This window comes from Clostridium sp. AF28-12, assembly GCF_003435225.1.
Classification (GTDB): Bacteria; Bacillota; Clostridia; order Lachnospirales; family Lachnospiraceae; genus Pilosibacter; species Pilosibacter fragilis.
Map to the genome: position 1 here is coordinate 13,516 of NZ_QWGJ01000009.1, position 17,381 is coordinate 30,896.

Here is a 17,381-nt window from a genome sequence, read left to right on the forward strand (position 1 = left end):
TCCTCATAAACTTGCTTTGAGCAAAAGAGGATGGAGAGAATTTTTTTATGGAAAAGCCGGGGGATTTTGAACGGTGCTCTGTTTTTGAGACAAAAATGCTGCTGGGATCGTCGGATGACGGGGGATTGAGTGGGAAGGAAGCGACAAAGCGGCTTCGGGAGTATGGGCGGAACGAGCTGGAGGAGAAAAGGCCTCCGTCTGTGGCAGAACGGATGCTTTCGCAATTGATGGATCCGCTGATTTATGTACTTTTGGCGGCAGGAGGAATTTCTGTATTTCTTGGAGAACGAGGAGATGCGGTGATCATTGCAGCAGTTGTGCTGCTCAATGCAACGGTTGGTGTGATTCAGGAGGGAAAGGCCCAGAAAGCGCTGGAGTCATTAAAAAAGCTGACAACAAGGAAGGCGCTTGTCCGGCGGGACGGAAAGCTTTTGGAGATGGACGCGGCGGAGCTGGTGCCGGGCGACAGGGTGCTTTTAAATGCCGGGCAGCAGGTACCGGCGGATCTCCGACTGATCCGTTCGGAAAATATGAAGGTACAGGAGGCATCACTTACCGGAGAGTCTGTACCGGTGGAAAAGGATGCGCAGTATGTGGCTTCGACCGGAACACCTCTCGGTGATCGAAAAAATATGGCATATATGTCAACCTTTGTGACTGCCGGACGCGGTGAAGGGATTGTTACAGATACCGGGATGCAAACTGAGATCGGACGAATCGCGAAAATGATCCATGAAACACCGGAAGAGATTACACCGCTTCAGAAACGGTTGGGAGAGTTGGGAACATTTCTTAGTATTCTGGCTGTGGGTCTCTGTACGATCCTTTTTCTGGCGGCAGTCTGGCAGAAGCGGGATGTTGGGGAGATGTTTCTGACAGCGATCTCTTTGGCTGTGGCAGCAGTTCCGGAAGGACTTCCGGCTGTGGTGACGATCGTCCTTGCGCTTTCTGTTTCGAGGATGGCGAAGGTACATACGATCGTGAGACGTCTTCCTTCTGTGGAAACTCTTGGAGCGGTTAATGTGGTTTGCTCGGACAAAACGGGGACATTGACAAAAAATCAGATGACGGTGCGGAATCTGGATGGGGACAGAGAGTGGCTTTTACGAACATTTTTACTCTGCAATGATGCAAGATGGGGAAAGCACGGAATCATCGGAGATCCTACAGAAGCAGCTTTTCTTTTATATGCGGATAAAAATGCAAGGAATGGGGAAAAACAGTCCGAACAGATCCGGGATGCGTGGAAAAGAATTGCGGAGCGTCCGTTTGACTCGGAGAGAAAGTGTATGACAACGGTGCATCAAAACGGAATGCGGACAGTTTCGTTCACGAAAGGTGCACCGGACATAATCCTTGAAAATTGCACCTCCTACCGAGACGAAATGGGAGTTCATCCGATGGGAGTATCGAAACGAACATGGTACATGAGGCGGGCAGAAAAAATGTCTGCGTCCGGTGGGCGTGTTCTTGGGGCGGCGGTAAAGGAGGGAAAGGATCTTTCCGAGAAGGGAATGACCTTTCTGGGAATGGCAGTGCTTGAGGACCCGGTCCGTCCGGAGGTTTCCGGAACAGTGGAAGAATTCCGCCATGCAGGTGTTACGACCGTCATGATTACAGGGGATCATAAGGATACGGCACTTGCGACCGCAAGAACGCTTAAGATCGCGGATTCTCCCTCTCAGTGCATGACAGGGTCAGAGTTGGATTGCCTGGGCGATGGGGAGCTTGCTGATAAGATTTTGGAGATCCGGGTATTTGCACGAGTTTCTCCGGATCATAAGGTACGGATCGTCCGGGCATTGAAAAAAAACGGCGGAATCGTGGCGATGACCGGGGATGGAGTCAATGATGCCCCATCTTTAAAAGCGGCGGATGTCGGGATCGCGATGGGAATGAGCGGAACGGATGTGGCAAAGCAGGCAGCAGATATAGTATTGACAGACGACAATTTTGCAACGATCCGGGAAGCTGTCCGGGAAGGAAGAGAGATCTATGCCAATATTAAAAAGACAGTCATTTTTCTTTTATCATCGAATTTTGGTGAGATCATGACCATGTTTTTTGCGATCCTTTTTTCCTTTCCGGCACCTCTTAAGGCAAGTCATATCCTGTGGATCAATTTGATCACGGATTCGTTGCCGGCTCTGGCCCTGGGGACAGATGTATGTGACGGGAGAGAACTGATGAAAGAAAAACCGAGAAAGCAAGGAGAGAGCCTGTTTGCGCATGGCGGCGGAGTCTGTACGTTGTTTTACGGTTTCCTGATCGCATTGATCAGTCTGACCGCGTTTCTGATCGTTCCTGCAAAGCTTCTTGTAAGCAGCGGACGGCAGCTGACCCCGGCAGCGGTGGCGGACGTCTTACAGTCTCCAAAGCTTCTTGCATGCTGCCAGACATACGCATTTACGGTTCTTGGATTGTCACAGCTTTTTCATGCGATCGGAATGCGTGATGTGGAAAAATCTGTATTTCGGATGGATCATGGAGGGAACCCTCTGATGATTGCTGCAGTATTCATTGGATTTGCTCTGCAGCTTATGGTGACGGAACAGCCGGCTCTGGTTGCGGCATTTCAGACGGTGCGTTTGAATGCCGGGGAATGGAAAACTTTGCTCGTGCTTGCGGCCATGCCGCTGTTCGCCCATGAGATGTTTATTTTCCTGACACATATATTCAACCCGTCTAAAACGGCGGAATGATAAAAAAACAGGCACAGAGATAAAAAAACGGTCTCCGGGTATTCCCAACAGAGAAAAAAATTGGTAAAATAATGGTGAAATCTGCGGAAAAAGAATGCCCGTACTGCAAAACGAAAATCAATATTCATGCGACACGCTGTCCGCATTGTACATCGGTTCTGGAAGATCAGTAGTCTTTTTCAAACGGTAACAGGCAGATGAGCCAGACATTCCCGGCGGATAAGGAGAAATTTCTGCCGGGAATTTTGGTTTAAAAGAAAATAAGCGACTGCGGGGACATCTGAATGTGACGGGCCGCATTCAGTTGGAGATCAGGAAGGAACAATCATGAAGAAGAATATCCGCATTACTCTGGAATACGACGGAAGCCGGTATGATGGGTGGCAGAAACAGGGAAATACCGACAATACGATTCAGGGAAAACTGGAAAATGTGCTTTTCAGAATGGCTGGAGAAGAGATAGAGGTCCATGGATCCGGAAGAACGGATGCCGGGGTCCATGCGAGAGGTCAGGTAGCTAATTTCCATATTAATGCGGAAATCTGTCCGGACGGAGAGGCAGCACGGGAATATCTGAACCGGTATCTTCCGGATGATATCAGGGTCCTCTCTGCGAAGATCGTGCCGGAACGGTTTCACAGCCGCCTGTCTGCCACATCAAAGACATATGGATATTATGTGGAGACCGGGGATAAGAAAAACGTATTCGAACGAAAATATGTCTATGGCTGCGGGAAGAAGCTGGATGTGAAAGCGATGAGACAGGCGGCGGAATTTCTTATCGGCGAACATGACTTCAAAAGCTTCTGCGCGAACCGCAGAATGAAAAAAAGCACGGTGCGCCGGATCGATGAGATCCGGATCGTGGAACATGGAACGAAGCTCGAATTCCTGTATACAGGAAACGGCTTTCTCTATAACATGGTGCGGATCTTAACGGGAACGCTTTTGGAGGTCGGCAGTGGAACGCGGAGACCGGAGAAAATGAAAGAGATCATTGCAGCGAAAAACCGTGATATGGCGGGAAGAACAGCTCCGCCCGAGGGATTATTCCTTCTCCACGTGGGCTATGAGGGCGAAAGGGAAACGGTATGATGAATCAGAACAAAGAATATGAGGACATGCCAGTTAAGGAAAAGAAAAAGAAGCAGGAGTTACGGGAAGCCGGGATGGACGTAAACGGTGAATTCTCTATGGACTCCCTGAAAAAGTGGTTCAGACGGGCCGGAGGAGCTCTGTCAATCTGCGCGGCAGCAGTATGCCTGATGGCGGTGCTGATGATGGGGAAGAACCGGAAGGAGTCACTGATCATGGAAGTAAATTCGGATATTATGATGGAATTTACCATGAACCGGCGGGGATCCGTGTTATCTGCAAAGGGAATGATGGCCAGATCAAATGAGGCAGTCTCCATGACCGTGTTTGAGGGGAAAAGCCTTGGAATCGCAGTGGGGAAGATCTTTGACAGGCTTGCGGATAACAACAGTCTCGGAGAGGATGGGGGAATCCTGATCTCCGTCCGGAAGTCCGGCGCGGAAGTAAAGGCGTCACCGGAAAAGATCGTAAAAGAGCTGCAAAAGCAGACGGAATCCGAGCTTCAGAAAAAGGAGTCCAGGGCGACGGTCTATGTGTTTGAGTCAGAAGAGGACACAAAAACCCGGGAGATTGCGGAAAAATATGGGATCACGGTGACGAAGGCAGAATTTTTAAAGCATCTTTTTTCGGAAAATCCGGGGATCACGATAGGAAAGCAGGAAGAACTTGCCGGGTATTCCTCAAAACGCCTGATCCGGGAGATCAATGAGCAGGAATATCAGATATCCTTAAAACCGGTGGTCGTAAAGACAACTTTCGAAAAAGCAAGCGAAGAGACCACGGAGGAGAGTACACCGGAGGAGACAGCAGCTTTAGAGACAACAGAAGCTGTGTCGGAACAGAAATCTGGGGCTTTGGATACGGGTGAGGAGAGAGAATCCACGAAAAATGACGGACTTTCCGAGATGCAGAGACGGAGAAAAGCTCTGGAGGCCGGGGAGAGCGTGGACTGGGTGGATCAGGAGACGAACAGGGAGCTGGGCGATCCGGATGAGAAAGACCGGCATTCATCGAATTCCCGGACCTCTCCGACAGAGACTGTGCCGCAGAAAACTACGGAGCCGAAAACTGCGGAACCGAAAACTGCGGAACCGAAAACTACGGAGCCGAAAACTGCGGAACCGAAAACTGCGGAACCGAAAACTGCGGAACCGGAAACTGCGGAACCGGAAACTGCGGAACCGGGAACTACAGCATCGGAAACTGTGCCGCCGGAAACTGCACCGCCGACAGCCCCGGAGACAACAGCAGCGGTCACAGAGACTACCGCCGCGTCCGGAATACTGACGCCGGAGACGAAAACACCGGCGTACTTAAGGGGACCGGGATTTGAAGATCCGGATAATCCGAAAAATCAGAATTAAAAAAGTAAAAAAATTGAAAAAAAACAGTTGACGGATCAGAGTCGTTGCGTTATAATACAACCTGTTGATGCATTGGGCTATCGCCAAATGGTAAGGCAACGGACTCTGACTCCGTCATTTTCAAGGTTCGAATCCTTGTAGCCCAGTTTAAAAACTAAATATTGTCCAAGTGTTTCAGACACATATTATTGGGCTATCGCCAAATGGTAAGGCAACGGACTCTGACTCCGTCATTTTCAAGGTTCGAATCCTTGTAGCCCAGCTAACAAAAGGCTGTTAATCTTTGTGAATGCAAGGCTTAATGGTCTTTTTTCTTGCGCTTGGCAGGCATTTGTGTTAAGGTAGTGGTGCGAAAGGACGGTTTGCATTGACAGACATCTGAGCATTGAAGGCCCGTGTTTATGAGCGGGAAGTTAGAGACAGATTGAGACAACAACATGAGGTTAGACTATGTACGAATTAAACAGCCGGGTCCGGTACAGCGAGACGGATATTGACGCGAAGCTGTCCCTGACCGGAATTATGAATTATATGCAGGACTGCTCGACGATGCAGTCGGAGGATGCCGGCGTCGGGATCGGATATCTTGGACGGGAAAAGAAGGCGTGGCTTTTATCCTCCTGGCAGATCGTGATCGGACGCCGTCCGGTCCTCGGGGAACGGATCAAGGTTCTGACATGGCCCTATGCAGTCAAGGGACTTTACGCGCTGAGAAATTTCGCAATCCTCGATGAAAAAGGAGAATATCTGGTAAAAGCCAATTCCTACTGGTTCCTGATGAATACGGAGACTGGCCGGCCTATGAGGATTACGGATGCGGATACTGATCCGTACGGCGAATTTAATCCGAAGATCGAGATGGAGGACGCGGGACGAAAGATCGCCGTGCCGAAGGAGATGGAAGAGACTGGACGTCTGGTGGTCATGAAACATCTTCTGGATACAAATCTCCATGTAAATAACGCCCAGTATGTGGATATCGCGAGAGAGCTTGTCCCTTCGGGAACCGAGATCGGCGAGATCAGGGCAGAGTACCGGAAGGCGGCGGTGCTCGGGGACGAGATCGTTGTCAAGAGCGCAAGAGAGGGGAGATCGCATCTCGTATCTCTTTGCAATACAAATGGTGATGTGTTCGCAAATATTGAGTTAAAAGAGAGGACGCAGCCGTAAAAGTGTCCGGCTGCGGGAGGACGAAAGACATGATGGAAATCGGAAAAATTCAGAAACTGAAGGTGGTCAAGGAGAAAGACTTCGGAATTTACCTTTCTGACGGGGACAAGGCGGACGCCCAGGGTGTTCTTCTCCCCAAAAAACAGGTGCCGGAAGGAACAAAGATCGGTGATGAGCTGGAGGTATTCCTCTACAAGGACTCTGAGGACCGCCTGATCGCCACCACATCAAAACCGAAGGTGACTCTCGGTGAGACGGCTGTCCTTGAGGTCAAGGAAGTTTCCAAGATCGGTGCGTTTCTCGATATGGGACTGGAAAAGGATCTTCTTCTCCCGTTTAAGGAGCAGACCCATCAGGTGCGTAAAGGTGAGAAGTGCCTTGTGGCTCTTTACGTCGATAAGAGCAGGCGCCTTGCCGCAACTATGAAGGCATACCAGTATTTGAGAAGCGACTCCCCGTATCACACCGGTGACGAGGCGGACGGCTTCGTATTTGAGATCAATCCGGATATCGGTGCCTTTGTTGCAGTCGATGGCATCTATCACGGCCTGATTCCGAAAAAGGAACTCTTTTCCGGATACCGGGTGGGCGATGAGGTCCGCGTCCGTGTGACGAGAGTCCGTGGGGATGGAAAGCTTGACCTCACAACACGCGACAAGGCAGGCAGCCAGATCTTTTCTGACTCCGATCTTGTCATGAAGGTCATCGAAGAATTTGACGGTGTTTTGCCGTTTAATGATAAGGCATCACCGGAAGTCATCGCGAGAGAATTTAAACTCAGCAAGAATGCCTTCAAGCGCGCGGTGGGCCACTTATTAAAAGAAGGAAAGATCGAGATCACGGAGAAGAGCATCCGAAAAATCGATAAATAAGTAAAAAATGGAGGACAATCACATGAAGAAAGTAATCAGCACAACAAAAGCACCGGCAGCAATCGGACCGTACTCTCAGGCAATCGAGGCAAATGGCTTTGTATTCGCGTCAGGACAGATCCCGGTAGATCCGGAGACAGGTGAGATCCCGGAGGGGATCGAAGCACAGGCGGAGCAGGTTATGAAGAACATGAAGAATCTTCTCGAGGCAGCAGGAACATCCATCGACCAGGTTGTAAAGACAAGCGTATTTATCAAAAATATGGATGATTTCGCAACCATCAACGGCATCTACGCGAAATATTTCGAAAAAGACTGCCCGGCGCGTTCCTGTGTGGAGATTGCAAGACTTCCGAAGGATGTTCTGCTTGAGATGGAGGCAATTGCTGTAAAATAAGCAGGGCTGGAATGGATTTTTTGTGTGACTGTGAATGGACTGAGCAGTTATAAAATTTTTGGAACCTGAGCAGCGGCTGTCAGAAAATGACGGCCGCTGCTTTTTTTGGCAATTTTGATAATGATTTAACTATCTTCCTGCCTGTTTTTATGAAAAAAAGGGTATATTTGTCAAAAACTTAAATCCACTATATGGAATATGCATGGAAAAAACGAAATTTTTTTGTGGAATAACCATATGGAAAAACAAGTACTAATTGTGTATGATGGATGCAGCAGATATAAAAATAGGTTAAGTCTGCAATTCTGCAGTTAACCGTGAGAATACAGATCAGGAGGAAATCAATGTCCGGTTTAGTGTTAAGGAATATCAACAAGACGTTCCCGGGTGACCAGCAGGCGATCCGGGATTTCAACCTGGAAGTGAAGGACAGGGAGTTTTTGATCCTGGTGGGTCCGACGGCGTGCGGAAAATCGACGCTGCTCCGGATGATCGGCGGCCTGGAGGAGATCACCTCCGGCAGTCTGATGATCGATGGAATGGATATGACGGATGCAGATCCGAAAGAGAGAAATGTCGCAATGCTTTTTAAGAACAGTGTGCTCTATCCGGGAATGAGCGTGGAGGACAACCTTACATTCTCCCTCAGAATGGCAAAGATGCCGGCTGCAGAGATCGCGAGAAGAGTGGATGAGACCGTGGGAATCCTGAAAATCGAGGGAATCCTTGAAAAAATGCCGGAGGAGCTTTCAGCAGCTGATACATACCGCGTTCTTCTCGGACGTGCCCTGATGCGCCGCCCGGGGATCCTGCTTTTGGACCGCACTATCGCGGAAGCAGATCCGGATGTCCAGGAACTGATGAGAAAAGAGTTCGCAAATATCAACCGTGAGCTTGGAATTACCGTGATCTACGCAACGGACAACCAGAAGACTGCAATGGCATTAGGAACGAGAACGATCGTTATGAACGACGGTGAGATCTGCCAGGAAGACTCCGCACAGAATATCTATGACCATCCGGAGAGTCTGTTTGTGGCGGGATTCTTCGGAACACCGAGAATGGATCTCTCTATTGCCAGGGTGTTGGAGGAGAACGGAAATATTGTTTTGGAGTTTGCGTCAGGAAAGATCCGGCTTTCCGGAGAAAAGGCTGAACAGTTAAAGAAACTCGACTATGTCGGAAAAGAAGTCTTCACAGGCGTTCGACCGGAAAAAATTGTTCCGGCGAAGGATGGAAAGGGTGAGATCACCGGAGAGATTCTTGGCAGCGAAGAGATCGAGGATGCCACATACATCCGTTTCCGTGTTGGAGAAAACGAATTTCTTGCAAAAGCATCCGACGGCGAAAAGCCATCCGGAAAGAAAATGTCCTTTGCGATTTCCGGCGACGATGTGTACCTTTTCGACAAAGAAACAGAAAAAATTATTAAAGAATAACCATAACTGTTCAGTAGGTCTGCGCACTTGTTGCGCTGACTGTAAGGAAACATATGAAGGTACTGAATAGTTACGAATAACCAAAATATCAGGCAGACCGGTTCCAGATGGGAAATCCGGTCTGCCTTTTTCCATGTTTTTTAGTAAAAAATACAAAAAAAAATCTTTTCTTTTTTGTGATTTTGCATTAGAATAAATGTGGATATGTCCATACTGCGAAAAGGAGAGGGCGCTATGATTTCAAATCAGATTTTACAGTCGAATATCGAAGGACTGAAAGAGATTACAAGAATTGACCTGTGCGTCTGTGATGTGGAGGGAAAGGTCCTGGCTTCCACATTCGAGCATGCGGAAGAGTATGAAAGTTCCATACTTGCGTTTGTGGATTCTCCGGCGGACAGCCAGGTGATTTCCGGTTATCAGTTCTTTAAAGTATTTGATGAACATCAGCTTGAGTACATCCTGCTTGCAAAAGGCGGCAGCGATGACGTGTATATGGTAGGCAAACTGGCAGCATTCCAGATCCAGAATCTTCTGGTGGCCTACAAAGAAAGATTCGATAAAGATAATTTCATCAAGAACCTGCTTCTTGATAATCTTCTGCTCGTTGATATCTACAACCGGGCGAAGAAACTTCATATCGAGACAAATGTAAAACGTGTCGTATTCCTGATCGAGACAAAGAATGAGAAAGATACGAATGCCCTGGAGACCATGCGCAGCCTGTTCTCCACAAAGACAAAAGACTTTATCACCGCAGTCGACGAGAAGAATATCATTCTTGTCCGTGAGGTGAAACCGGGTGAGACCTATGAAGATCTCGAGAAGACAGCAAATACGATTTTAGATATGCTGAACACAGAGGCGATGTCCAAAGTGCGCATCGCGTTCGGTACCATCGTTGGCGAGATCAAGGATGTTTCCCGTTCCTACAAGGAAGCAAAGATGGCTCTCGATGTCGGAAAGATCTTCTACAGCAGCAAGAACGTTGTAGCGTACTCCAACCTCGGTATTGGCCGTCTGATCTATCAGCTTCCGCTTCCACTCTGCCGGATGTTTATCAAAGAAATTTTTGATGGAAAGAACCCGGATGAGTTCGACGAGGAAACACTCACAACGATCAACAAATTCTTTGAGAACAGCCTGAATGTCTCCGAGACATCAAGACAGCTCTACATCCATAGAAATACGCTTGTTTATCGTCTGGATAAGCTCCAGAAGAGCACCGGACTGGATCTGCGAGTATTTGAGGATGCGATCACCTTCAAAATTGCCCTGATGGTTGTAAAGTACATGAAGTACATGGAGAATCTGGACTACTAAATTATGATAGAAATTTCAAAACTGACAAAGACCTATGACAGGGGTACGAAAGCCCTGAAGGACGTGAACATCACCATCGATGACGGGGAATTTGTCTTCATAACCGGCCGGAGCGGTTCCGGAAAATCTACACTGATCAAGATCCTCTTGAAGGAAGTGGAGCCGACCTCCGGTCGTGTTGTCGTTAATGACATGGACCTCAGAAAGATGCCGCGAAGATATGTTCCGAAGTATCGCCGGCGTCTCGGTGTCGTATTCCAGGATTTCCGTCTTTTAAAGGATAAGACGGTCTATGAGAATGTGGCATTTGCCCAGCGGGTGATCGGGGAGTCCAGCCGGACGATCCGGGAATCGGTTCCGCAGATGTTAAAGATGGTAGGCCTTTCTTCCAAGTATAAGTTTTTCCCGCATCAGCTCTCCGGCGGAGAACAGCAGCGCGTGGCGATTGCCCGGGCACTGATCAATCGCCCGGAGATCCTGCTTGCCGATGAGCCCACAGGAAACCTGGATCCCCACAATGCGATGGAGATCATGGGACTCCTGGAGAAGATCAACCGACGTGGAACAACGGTGATCGTTGTCACACACAGCCATGAGATCGTGGACCTGATGAAGAAACGCGTCATCACGATCGACCGCGGAATGGTGGTCTGTGATGAGGAGGAAAGTGGGTACCGTTATGAGGATTAGTACATTCTGGTTCTGCATGAAGCAGGGACTGGTAAATATATGCAGAAATATCTGGTTTTCCCTTGCGTCGACCGCGATCATTTCTGCATGTATTTTTTTATTTTGCGTATTTTTCTCCGTGATCACCAACATCGAATATATGGTCCGCACGGCGGAGACCACAATGGGAATCACGGTATTTTTTGATGAGAACCTGACGGAGGACGAGATCAAAGACATCGGCGCGAAGATCGAGTCGGACAAGTCGGGAATGATAAAAGAGATAAAATTCGTCTCCGCTGAGGAGGCGTGGGACGGCTTTAAGACAGAGTATTTCGGTGAGGATGAAGCCTTAGCGGAAGGTTTTGCGGATGACAACCCGCTTGCAGGCTCCTCTTCCTACGAGATCCGCCTGAACAATATTACGGATCAGGATGGAATGGTGGCATACCTGGAAAGTATTGATGGTGTGCGGAAAGTAAACTATTCCAACAGTGCGGCTACGGGACTTGCAAGCTTCAATAAGATCCTGGGCCTGCTGTTCGGCGTCCTGATCGCCATGCTGTTGGCTGTTGCGGTATTCCTGATCAGCAATACGATCTCCGTTGCGGCTGAATTCCGGAAGAACGAGAACAGGATCATGCGTCTTATCGGAGCGACGAACTTTATGATCCGGGCCCCGTTTGTGGTAGAAGGAACGATCCTGGGGCTTGTCGGAGCGGCGATCCCGTTGGGGGTTATGCTTTTCGTCTACCGACAGACGGTGGAGTATGTGACGAACCGGTTTGAACTTCTCTCCGGAATCATCCAGTTCCTGCCGCTTGGAACCTTCTATCCGATGATGGCGGCGATCGCCCTGGCGCTGGGCGGCGGACTTGGATTTTTTGTAAGCTTCTTTACGATCCGCAAAGAGCTGCGTGTGTAGGAGGGGACAGCATATGAGAAAATCAGGAAGATTTCTGGCTGCGGCCCTGTCCTTTGCCCTGGTTCTTGCGACACCGCTTTCTGCCCAGGCGACAAAGAGCGGATTGAGTGACGCGAAGAGCAAAAAGACGGCGCTGGAGGCGGAAAAAAAGAAGACGGAACAGGAGCTAAAGAACCTGGAAGACCTTAAAAGCGATACGACGGCCTATGTCAAAAAGCTGGATTCCAGCCTGGAGTCCATCGGAAATGAGCTTTCAAAGCTTGGCGATGACATAGACGCGAAGGAAAAACAGATCGATACGACGAAACAGGAATTATCCGAGGCGAAGGAGACAGAGAAAAGCCAGTATGAATCCATGAAGCTGCGGATAAAATATATGTATGAGAAGGGCGACAGCACCTATGTGGACCTACTCATGGAGTCCGGCTCCCTCTCGGAGCTCTTGAGCAAGGCGGAGTACATCACAAAGATCTCGTCCTACGACCGGCAGAAGCTCGATGAATATGCCGCTACGAAGGAGAAAATCGCGGAGAAGGAAAAGAGTTTAGAGAGTGAACATGCCGAGCTCCTGATGCTTCAGGACGAGACGGAGGCAAAACAGGCGTCCGTGGAGAAGCTTCTGGCTGCAAAACAGACGGAGCTTCAGAACTACGAGACGAAGATCGCCTCCGCGGAGGGACAGATCTCCGAGTACGCGAAGTCCATCGAGGCCCAGGAGAACCAGATCAAGTCCATCGAGGCAGAGATCAAGCGGAAGGAAGAGGAAGCGAGAAAGAAAGCCGAGGAAGAAAAGAAAAAGGCCGCAGCGGCAAACAAGGCGGCACAGACGTATAAAACCGTGAGTCTTGGGGACATTAGCTTTACATGGCCGTGTCCTGCCAGCGGGCGGATTACTTCCGGCTTTGGAGGGCGAAAATCCCCGACGAAGGGCGCGTCCTCGAACCATCAGGGAATTGATATCAGCGCGCCGACGGGAACATCGATCGTGGCTGCTGCTGCGGGTGAGGTCGTGATCGCGACTTACAGTTCTTCTGCAGGAAATTATGTGATGATAAGCCATGGCGGCGGCGTGTATACAGTTTATATGCATGCATCGAGCCTGCTTGTATCACAGGGGCAGAGTGTGAAAAAGGGACAGACCATCGCGAAGGTCGGTTCGACGGGATACTCCACCGGGTCTCATCTCCACTTCGGAGTCCGGGTGAACGGGTCCTATGTGAATCCGACGAAATATGTGAGCCCGTAGGGACTGACAGGCAGAAAAGAGAGCCTGCGGTGCTGAATGCAGGGAAATATGACCTGTAGACTTTTTACATAAAGATCCTGGCACAGTTTTTATCGGATGAGATCTGGCTGCCCTGGGATGAAGGAGAAAAGACATTGGAAGAGAAAGAGACAAAAAATAAATTTTGGAAAGGCGTCCTTGTCGGCGTCCTTGTGACAGCATTCTCCGGACTTGCAGTCGTAGGTGTTGCAACGGGGATCTGGACCGTAGGAAGGCGTGCATCTGAGAGCCAGAGCACACAGACCGCGGAGACATCCGGCACTCAGCTGGATATGAACAAGATCACGCCGAAGCTTCAGTATATGGAGGCACTGATCGATAAGTACTTCCTGTTCGATGAGAACATGACGGAGGAAGAACAGGCAAAGAACGGAACGGCGGAAGACTGGATCTACCGCGGTTACATGTCCTCGTTGAACGATCCGTATTCCGTATATTACGATAAGGACGAGTACACAAGCCTGAATGAGGAGACTTCCGGAACTTACTGCGGAATTGGTGTACAAGTGAGCCAGAATGTATACACAGGAATCATCACAGCGGTCAACGTGTTCAAGAACTCCCCGGCCCAGGAAGCCGGAATGCTGCCGGGAGATATCCTCTATAAAGTAGAAGATATCGAGGCTACCGGAGAGGACCTGTCTCTTCTCGTCAGTGACCACATCCGAGGTGAGGAGGGGACGAAGGTTCATCTGACTGTGTACCGCCAGTCCACGGATGAGTATGTAGAGATGGACGTGGAGCGCCGTATGGTGGAGAACCCAACAGTAGAGTATGAACTGCTGGATAATCATGCCGGCTACATTTCACTTTCTTCCTTTGAGGAGGTAAGCTCTGAACAGTTTAAGAGCGCTGTGGATGATCTGGCATCCAAGGGAATGGACAAGCTGATCATCGATCTTCGAAACAACGGCGGCGGCGTTGTTCAGGCGGCGAAGGATATTGCGGACTACCTGCTTCCGGATGGAAAGACCATTGTAAGCTTCAAGGGAAAAGGAATCGATGACAGCGTCTATACTTCCGATGACGGACATGAGGTAGATGTCCCGATCATTCTTCTTGTAAACGGTGAAAGCGCCAGTGCGTCCGAGGTTCTGACAGGTGCCTTAAAGGACAATGCCTGGGCAACGATTGTAGGCGAGAAGACCTTCGGAAAAGGAATCGCTCAGGGCATCTTCAACCTGCCGGACGGCAGCGGTCTGAAGCTCACAACGGCATACTACTACACCCCGTCAGGCGAGTGCATCCACAAACTTGGCATTGAGCCGGATGTGACCGTAGCTCTCGACGAAGACTTAAAGTCAAAGATCGAGATCCCGAAGGATGAGGACAACCAGCTTCAGACAGCTCTGGAGGTCTTCGATGAAGGCGTGGATGCCGTAAATGAAAAGATCTCCGCAGAGAACGGGGAGACAGCGACCGCGGACGATGATTTTGAGGCGAAGGTGAAGGAGAATCTGGAGATCGAGAAAGAAGCAGGGGCTGCGCAGTAGAATCTGCCCGGCAGATAAATTTGCGTTTCTACTATATTATATATAGAAGAAACAGTGCATTATACAGCTCATCAAAGAGGAAAAAGACACTTGAAAATTAATATGAAGTGTACTTTTTCCTCTTTTTCGTTTCAATCTGTGCATGGAAAACCATGATTTGAACATGCTCCTGCCGGTTATCCACAAATTGAAAAAAACCCTTGAAGAATAAGCAAAAAAAGCTTGATTTTTCGATTTCGATGTGTTATTCTTATCTGGCTGTGACATGATAGCGTTGAAACGAGAGGTTGCTGCCTGAGAATGGCAGGTGTTCCGTGGAGCGAATGTCAAGTTAGGAAACTGGCGACAAGTCACTGTACCAAATTAACAGCTGCTCAGGGTAAGGGGCAGTAACAACGTGTGAATCGACATGATACACACGAGACCGTGTACAGTCACCGCTTGTCGTACTTCGATTAAAAGTGCGAAAAGGAGGCGACTTTTTTTATGGCAAGTCAGGTTATGAGAATCACATTAAAGGCTTACGACCATCAGCTGATCGACCAGTCCGCTGGAAAGATCATCGAGACAGTAAAGAAAACAGGAGCACAGGTGAGTGGTCCGGTTCCGCTGCCGACAAAGAAAGAGGTTGTAACAATCTTAAGAGCTGTTCATAAGTACAAAGATTCCAGAGAGCAGTTCGAGCAGAGAACTCATAAGAGACTCATCGATATCGCAAGCCCGAGCCAGAAGACAGTAGATGCACTGTCCAGACTGGAAATGCCGGCTGGTGTTTATATCGACATCAAAATGAAAAATAAATAATTGAAAAATATTTACTTTTCATGCTACTGAAATGTAGCCACTAAAATTAGAAATCCTGAATGGTTCTGATATAAAAGCAACACTACTCATCCTGAAAGGGAATCAACATCATTACAATATGTAATGTCATAGTGTTCCACCTATGTTGGGCTGCTCTAGGATGAACGCACAGAAAATTCTGTTTTGCGTTCCGCTGTAGATTAGTAACAGGAGGTAAAAACAATGAAGAAAGCGATTTTAGCTACAAAAGTCGGAATGACTCAGATCTTCAACGATGAAGGCGTTCTTGTTCCGGTAACTGTTCTTCAGGCTGGTCCGTGTGTAGTAACACAGGTTAAGACAGAGGAGAACGATGGATACAAAGCTGTACAGGTTGGCTTTGTAGATAAGAGAGAGAAACTTGTAAACAAGCCGGTAAAGGGTCACTTCGACAAGGCTGGCGTATCTTACAAGAGATTCGTTAGAGAGTTCCGTTTTGAGAATTCTGAAGAGTATAACGTAAAAGACGAAATCAAAGCTGATATCTTCGCTACTGGCGATAAGGTTGATGCAACTGCTATCTCCAAAGGTAAAGGTTTCCAGGGCGCTATTAAGAGACTTGGACAGAGCAGAGGACCGATGGCTCATGGTTCTAAATTCCATCGTCATCAGGGTTCCAATGGTTCCGCAACAACTCCGGGCCGCGTATTCAAGGGCAAAGGCATGCCGGGTCAGATGGGTAACAAGAAGATTACCACTCAGAACCTCGAGATTGTCAAGGTTGACGTTGAGAACAACCTGATCCTTGTTAAAGGCGCTGTACCGGGACCGAAGAAGTCCTTAGTAACATTAAAGGAAACAGTAAAGGCTAACAAATAAGCTTTTACAGGAAAGGAGGAAACAGAAATGGCAAACGTATCCGTATACAATATGGAAGGTAAAGAAGTTGGCACAATCGAGCTGAACGACGCTGTATTTGGCGTTGAAGTGAACGAGCATCTCGTACACATGGCTGTTGTTGCACAGCTTGCAAATAAACGTCAGGGAACACAGAAAGCAAAAACACGTTCTGAGGTTTCCGGTGGCGGCAGAAAGCCGTGGAGACAGAAAGGAACAGGTCACGCTAGACAGGGTTCCACAAGATCTCCGCAGTGGACAGGCGGCGGAATGGTATTCGCTCCGACTCCGAGAGATTACACAATCACTCTTAACAAGAAAGAGAAGAGAGCTGCTCTTAAGTCCGCTCTTACAAGCAGAGTAAACGAGAACAAGTTCGTAGTTGTTGACGAGTTAAAGTTCGACGAGATCAAGACAAAGAACTTCAAGGCTGTTATGAACAACCTCAAAGTTTCCAAGGCTCTTGTTGTTCTTGCTGACAACGATCAGAACACAGTTCTTTCCGCAAGAAATATCCCGGAAGTTAAGACTTCCCTTGTTAATACAATCAATGTATTCGACATTCTGAAATACAACACTGTAGTAGCTACTAAGGCTGCTGTAGCATCTATCGAGGAGGTATACGCATAATGGCAAACGTACAGTACTACGACGTAATCCTCAAACCGGTTGTAACTGAGAAGAGCATGAACGCTATGAGCGAGAAGAAATACACATTCCTCGTACATCCGGAAGCAAACAAGACCATGATCAAAGAAGCTGTTGAGAAAATGTTCCCGGGAACAAAGGTTGACAGCGTAAACACAATGAACGCTGACGGTAAGAACCGCAGACGTGGCATGGTAGTAGGCAAGACTGCTAAGACTAAGAAAGCAATCGTTAAGCTTACAGCAGACAGCAAAGATATCGAAATCTTCCAGGGTCTGTAATTTTTGAAACTATGCGGCAACCAAAGCCGCGATACGAA

Annotated in this window: 16 protein-coding genes and 2 tRNA genes; all 18 read left to right on the top strand. The window is 48.6% G+C overall.

Annotated features, from left to right (window positions below):
- Nucleotides 1-47 precede the first annotated feature (47 nt).
- The 18 genes from DWY93_RS09075 to rplW all read left to right on the top strand — a co-directional run bounded on the left by DWY93_RS09075 (nucleotide 48) and on the right by rplW (nucleotide 17,343).
- Nucleotides 48-2,702, top strand: a complete 2,655-nt coding sequence (locus DWY93_RS09075) for a cation-translocating P-type ATPase (RefSeq protein ID WP_015553856.1) — start codon at nucleotides 48-50, stop codon at nucleotides 2,700-2,702.
- Between the two features lie 327 nt (nucleotides 2,703-3,029).
- Nucleotides 3,030-3,797 carry a tRNA pseudouridine(38-40) synthase TruA gene (gene truA / locus DWY93_RS09085; protein ID WP_117470143.1) on the top strand — a complete coding sequence of 256 codons (768 nt, stop codon included), beginning with the start codon at nucleotides 3,030-3,032 and terminating at the stop codon, nucleotides 3,795-3,797.
- Entirely contained in the window at nucleotides 3,797-5,161 is a 1,365-nt protein-coding gene (locus DWY93_RS17470) for a hypothetical protein (RefSeq protein WP_242990575.1), read from the top strand. Before truA ends, DWY93_RS17470 begins: the two co-directional genes overlap by 1 nt.
- A 73-nt stretch (nucleotides 5,162-5,234) precedes the next feature.
- A tRNA-Gln gene (locus tag DWY93_RS09095) sits at nucleotides 5,235-5,307 on the top strand.
- Nucleotides 5,308-5,350: 43 nt separating this feature from the next.
- Nucleotides 5,351-5,423: transfer RNA gene (locus tag DWY93_RS09100), tRNA-Gln, on the top strand.
- 188 nt (nucleotides 5,424-5,611) lie between these two features.
- Nucleotides 5,612-6,331 (top strand): acyl-ACP thioesterase domain-containing protein, encoded by a 720-nt coding sequence (locus DWY93_RS09105; RefSeq protein ID WP_117470144.1) that lies wholly within the window; start codon nucleotides 5,612-5,614, stop codon nucleotides 6,329-6,331.
- 29 nt (nucleotides 6,332-6,360) lie between these two features.
- A complete protein-coding gene (locus DWY93_RS09110) occupies nucleotides 6,361-7,203 on the top strand; it encodes a S1-like domain-containing RNA-binding protein (RefSeq protein ID WP_117470145.1) in 843 nt (280 codons plus the stop codon).
- A 22-nt stretch (nucleotides 7,204-7,225) separates the two neighbouring features.
- Nucleotides 7,226-7,600 carry a RidA family protein gene (locus DWY93_RS09115; RefSeq protein ID WP_117470146.1) on the top strand — a complete coding sequence of 125 codons (375 nt, stop codon included), beginning with the start codon at nucleotides 7,226-7,228 and terminating at the stop codon, nucleotides 7,598-7,600.
- A 344-nt stretch (nucleotides 7,601-7,944) separates the two neighbouring features.
- A complete protein-coding gene (locus tag DWY93_RS09120; RefSeq protein WP_117470147.1) occupies nucleotides 7,945-9,039 on the top strand; it encodes an ABC transporter ATP-binding protein in 1,095 nt (364 codons plus the stop codon).
- 234 nt (nucleotides 9,040-9,273) lie between these two features.
- Nucleotides 9,274-10,362: a helix-turn-helix domain-containing protein gene (locus tag DWY93_RS09125; protein ID WP_015553849.1), complete on the top strand. Its 1,089-nt coding sequence runs from the start codon at nucleotides 9,274-9,276 to the stop codon at nucleotides 10,360-10,362.
- A gap of 3 nt (nucleotides 10,363-10,365) precedes the next feature.
- A complete protein-coding gene (gene ftsE, locus DWY93_RS09130; RefSeq protein WP_015553848.1) occupies nucleotides 10,366-11,052 on the top strand; it encodes a cell division ATP-binding protein FtsE in 687 nt (228 codons plus the stop codon).
- Nucleotides 11,042-11,956, top strand: a complete 915-nt coding sequence (locus DWY93_RS09135) for a permease-like cell division protein FtsX (protein ID WP_117470148.1) — start codon at nucleotides 11,042-11,044, stop codon at nucleotides 11,954-11,956. The genes ftsE and DWY93_RS09135 overlap by 11 nt, the downstream gene beginning before the upstream one ends.
- Nucleotides 11,957-11,969: 13 nt before the next feature.
- The gene (locus DWY93_RS09140; RefSeq protein ID WP_117470149.1) at nucleotides 11,970-13,202 is read left to right on the top strand and encodes a M23 family metallopeptidase; all 1,233 of its coding nucleotides are present in this window, start codon (nucleotides 11,970-11,972) and stop codon (nucleotides 13,200-13,202) included.
- Nucleotides 13,203-13,336: 134 nt separating this feature from the next.
- On the top strand, nucleotides 13,337-14,734 hold the full coding sequence (locus DWY93_RS09145) for a S41 family peptidase (RefSeq protein ID WP_117470150.1): 1,398 nt from the start codon (nucleotides 13,337-13,339) through the stop codon (nucleotides 14,732-14,734).
- A gap of 486 nt (nucleotides 14,735-15,220) precedes the next feature.
- The gene (gene rpsJ / locus DWY93_RS09150) at nucleotides 15,221-15,538 is read left to right on the top strand and encodes a 30S ribosomal protein S10 (protein ID WP_015553845.1); all 318 of its coding nucleotides are present in this window, start codon (nucleotides 15,221-15,223) and stop codon (nucleotides 15,536-15,538) included.
- 222 nt (nucleotides 15,539-15,760) lie between these two features.
- Nucleotides 15,761-16,396, top strand: coding sequence for a 50S ribosomal protein L3 (rplC, locus tag DWY93_RS09155; protein WP_117470151.1), 636 nt, complete (start codon nucleotides 15,761-15,763; stop codon nucleotides 16,394-16,396).
- Nucleotides 16,397-16,423: 27 nt separating this feature from the next.
- Nucleotides 16,424-17,044, top strand: coding sequence for a 50S ribosomal protein L4 (gene rplD / locus DWY93_RS09160; RefSeq protein ID WP_117470152.1), 621 nt, complete (start codon nucleotides 16,424-16,426; stop codon nucleotides 17,042-17,044).
- Nucleotides 17,044-17,343: a 50S ribosomal protein L23 gene (rplW, locus tag DWY93_RS09165; RefSeq protein WP_117470153.1), complete on the top strand. Its 300-nt coding sequence runs from the start codon at nucleotides 17,044-17,046 to the stop codon at nucleotides 17,341-17,343. The genes rplD and rplW overlap by 1 nt, the downstream gene beginning before the upstream one ends.
- The last annotated feature ends 38 nt before the right edge of the window (nucleotides 17,344-17,381 follow it).

What these genes read in the sequence shown, in the direction of transcription:
- truA (WP_117470143.1), top strand. Translation starts at nt 3,030, where the DNA reads ATGAAGAAGAATATCCGCATTACTCTGGAATACGACGGAAGCCGGTAT.
- DWY93_RS09120 (WP_117470147.1), top strand. Translation starts at nt 7,945, where the DNA reads ATGTCCGGTTTAGTGTTAAGGAATATCAACAAGACGTTCCCGGGTGAC.
- DWY93_RS09075 (WP_015553856.1), top strand. Translation starts at nt 48, where the DNA reads ATGGAAAAGCCGGGGGATTTTGAACGGTGCTCTGTTTTTGAGACAAAA.
- DWY93_RS09110 (WP_117470145.1), top strand. Translation starts at nt 6,361, where the DNA reads ATGATGGAAATCGGAAAAATTCAGAAACTGAAGGTGGTCAAGGAGAAA.
- ftsE (WP_015553848.1), top strand. Translation starts at nt 10,366, where the DNA reads ATGATAGAAATTTCAAAACTGACAAAGACCTATGACAGGGGTACGAAA.
- DWY93_RS09140 (WP_117470149.1), top strand. Translation starts at nt 11,970, where the DNA reads ATGAGAAAATCAGGAAGATTTCTGGCTGCGGCCCTGTCCTTTGCCCTG.
- DWY93_RS09125 (WP_015553849.1), top strand. Translation starts at nt 9,274, where the DNA reads ATGATTTCAAATCAGATTTTACAGTCGAATATCGAAGGACTGAAAGAG.
- rplD (WP_117470152.1), top strand. Translation starts at nt 16,424, where the DNA reads ATGGCAAACGTATCCGTATACAATATGGAAGGTAAAGAAGTTGGCACA.
- DWY93_RS17470 (WP_242990575.1), top strand. Translation starts at nt 3,797, where the DNA reads ATGAATCAGAACAAAGAATATGAGGACATGCCAGTTAAGGAAAAGAAA.
- DWY93_RS09105 (WP_117470144.1), top strand. Translation starts at nt 5,612, where the DNA reads ATGTACGAATTAAACAGCCGGGTCCGGTACAGCGAGACGGATATTGAC.
- rplC (WP_117470151.1), top strand. Translation starts at nt 15,761, where the DNA reads ATGAAGAAAGCGATTTTAGCTACAAAAGTCGGAATGACTCAGATCTTC.
- DWY93_RS09115 (WP_117470146.1), top strand. Translation starts at nt 7,226, where the DNA reads ATGAAGAAAGTAATCAGCACAACAAAAGCACCGGCAGCAATCGGACCG.
- rplW (WP_117470153.1), top strand. Translation starts at nt 17,044, where the DNA reads ATGGCAAACGTACAGTACTACGACGTAATCCTCAAACCGGTTGTAACT.
- DWY93_RS09135 (WP_117470148.1), top strand. Translation starts at nt 11,042, where the DNA reads ATGAGGATTAGTACATTCTGGTTCTGCATGAAGCAGGGACTGGTAAAT.
- rpsJ (WP_015553845.1), top strand. Translation starts at nt 15,221, where the DNA reads ATGGCAAGTCAGGTTATGAGAATCACATTAAAGGCTTACGACCATCAG.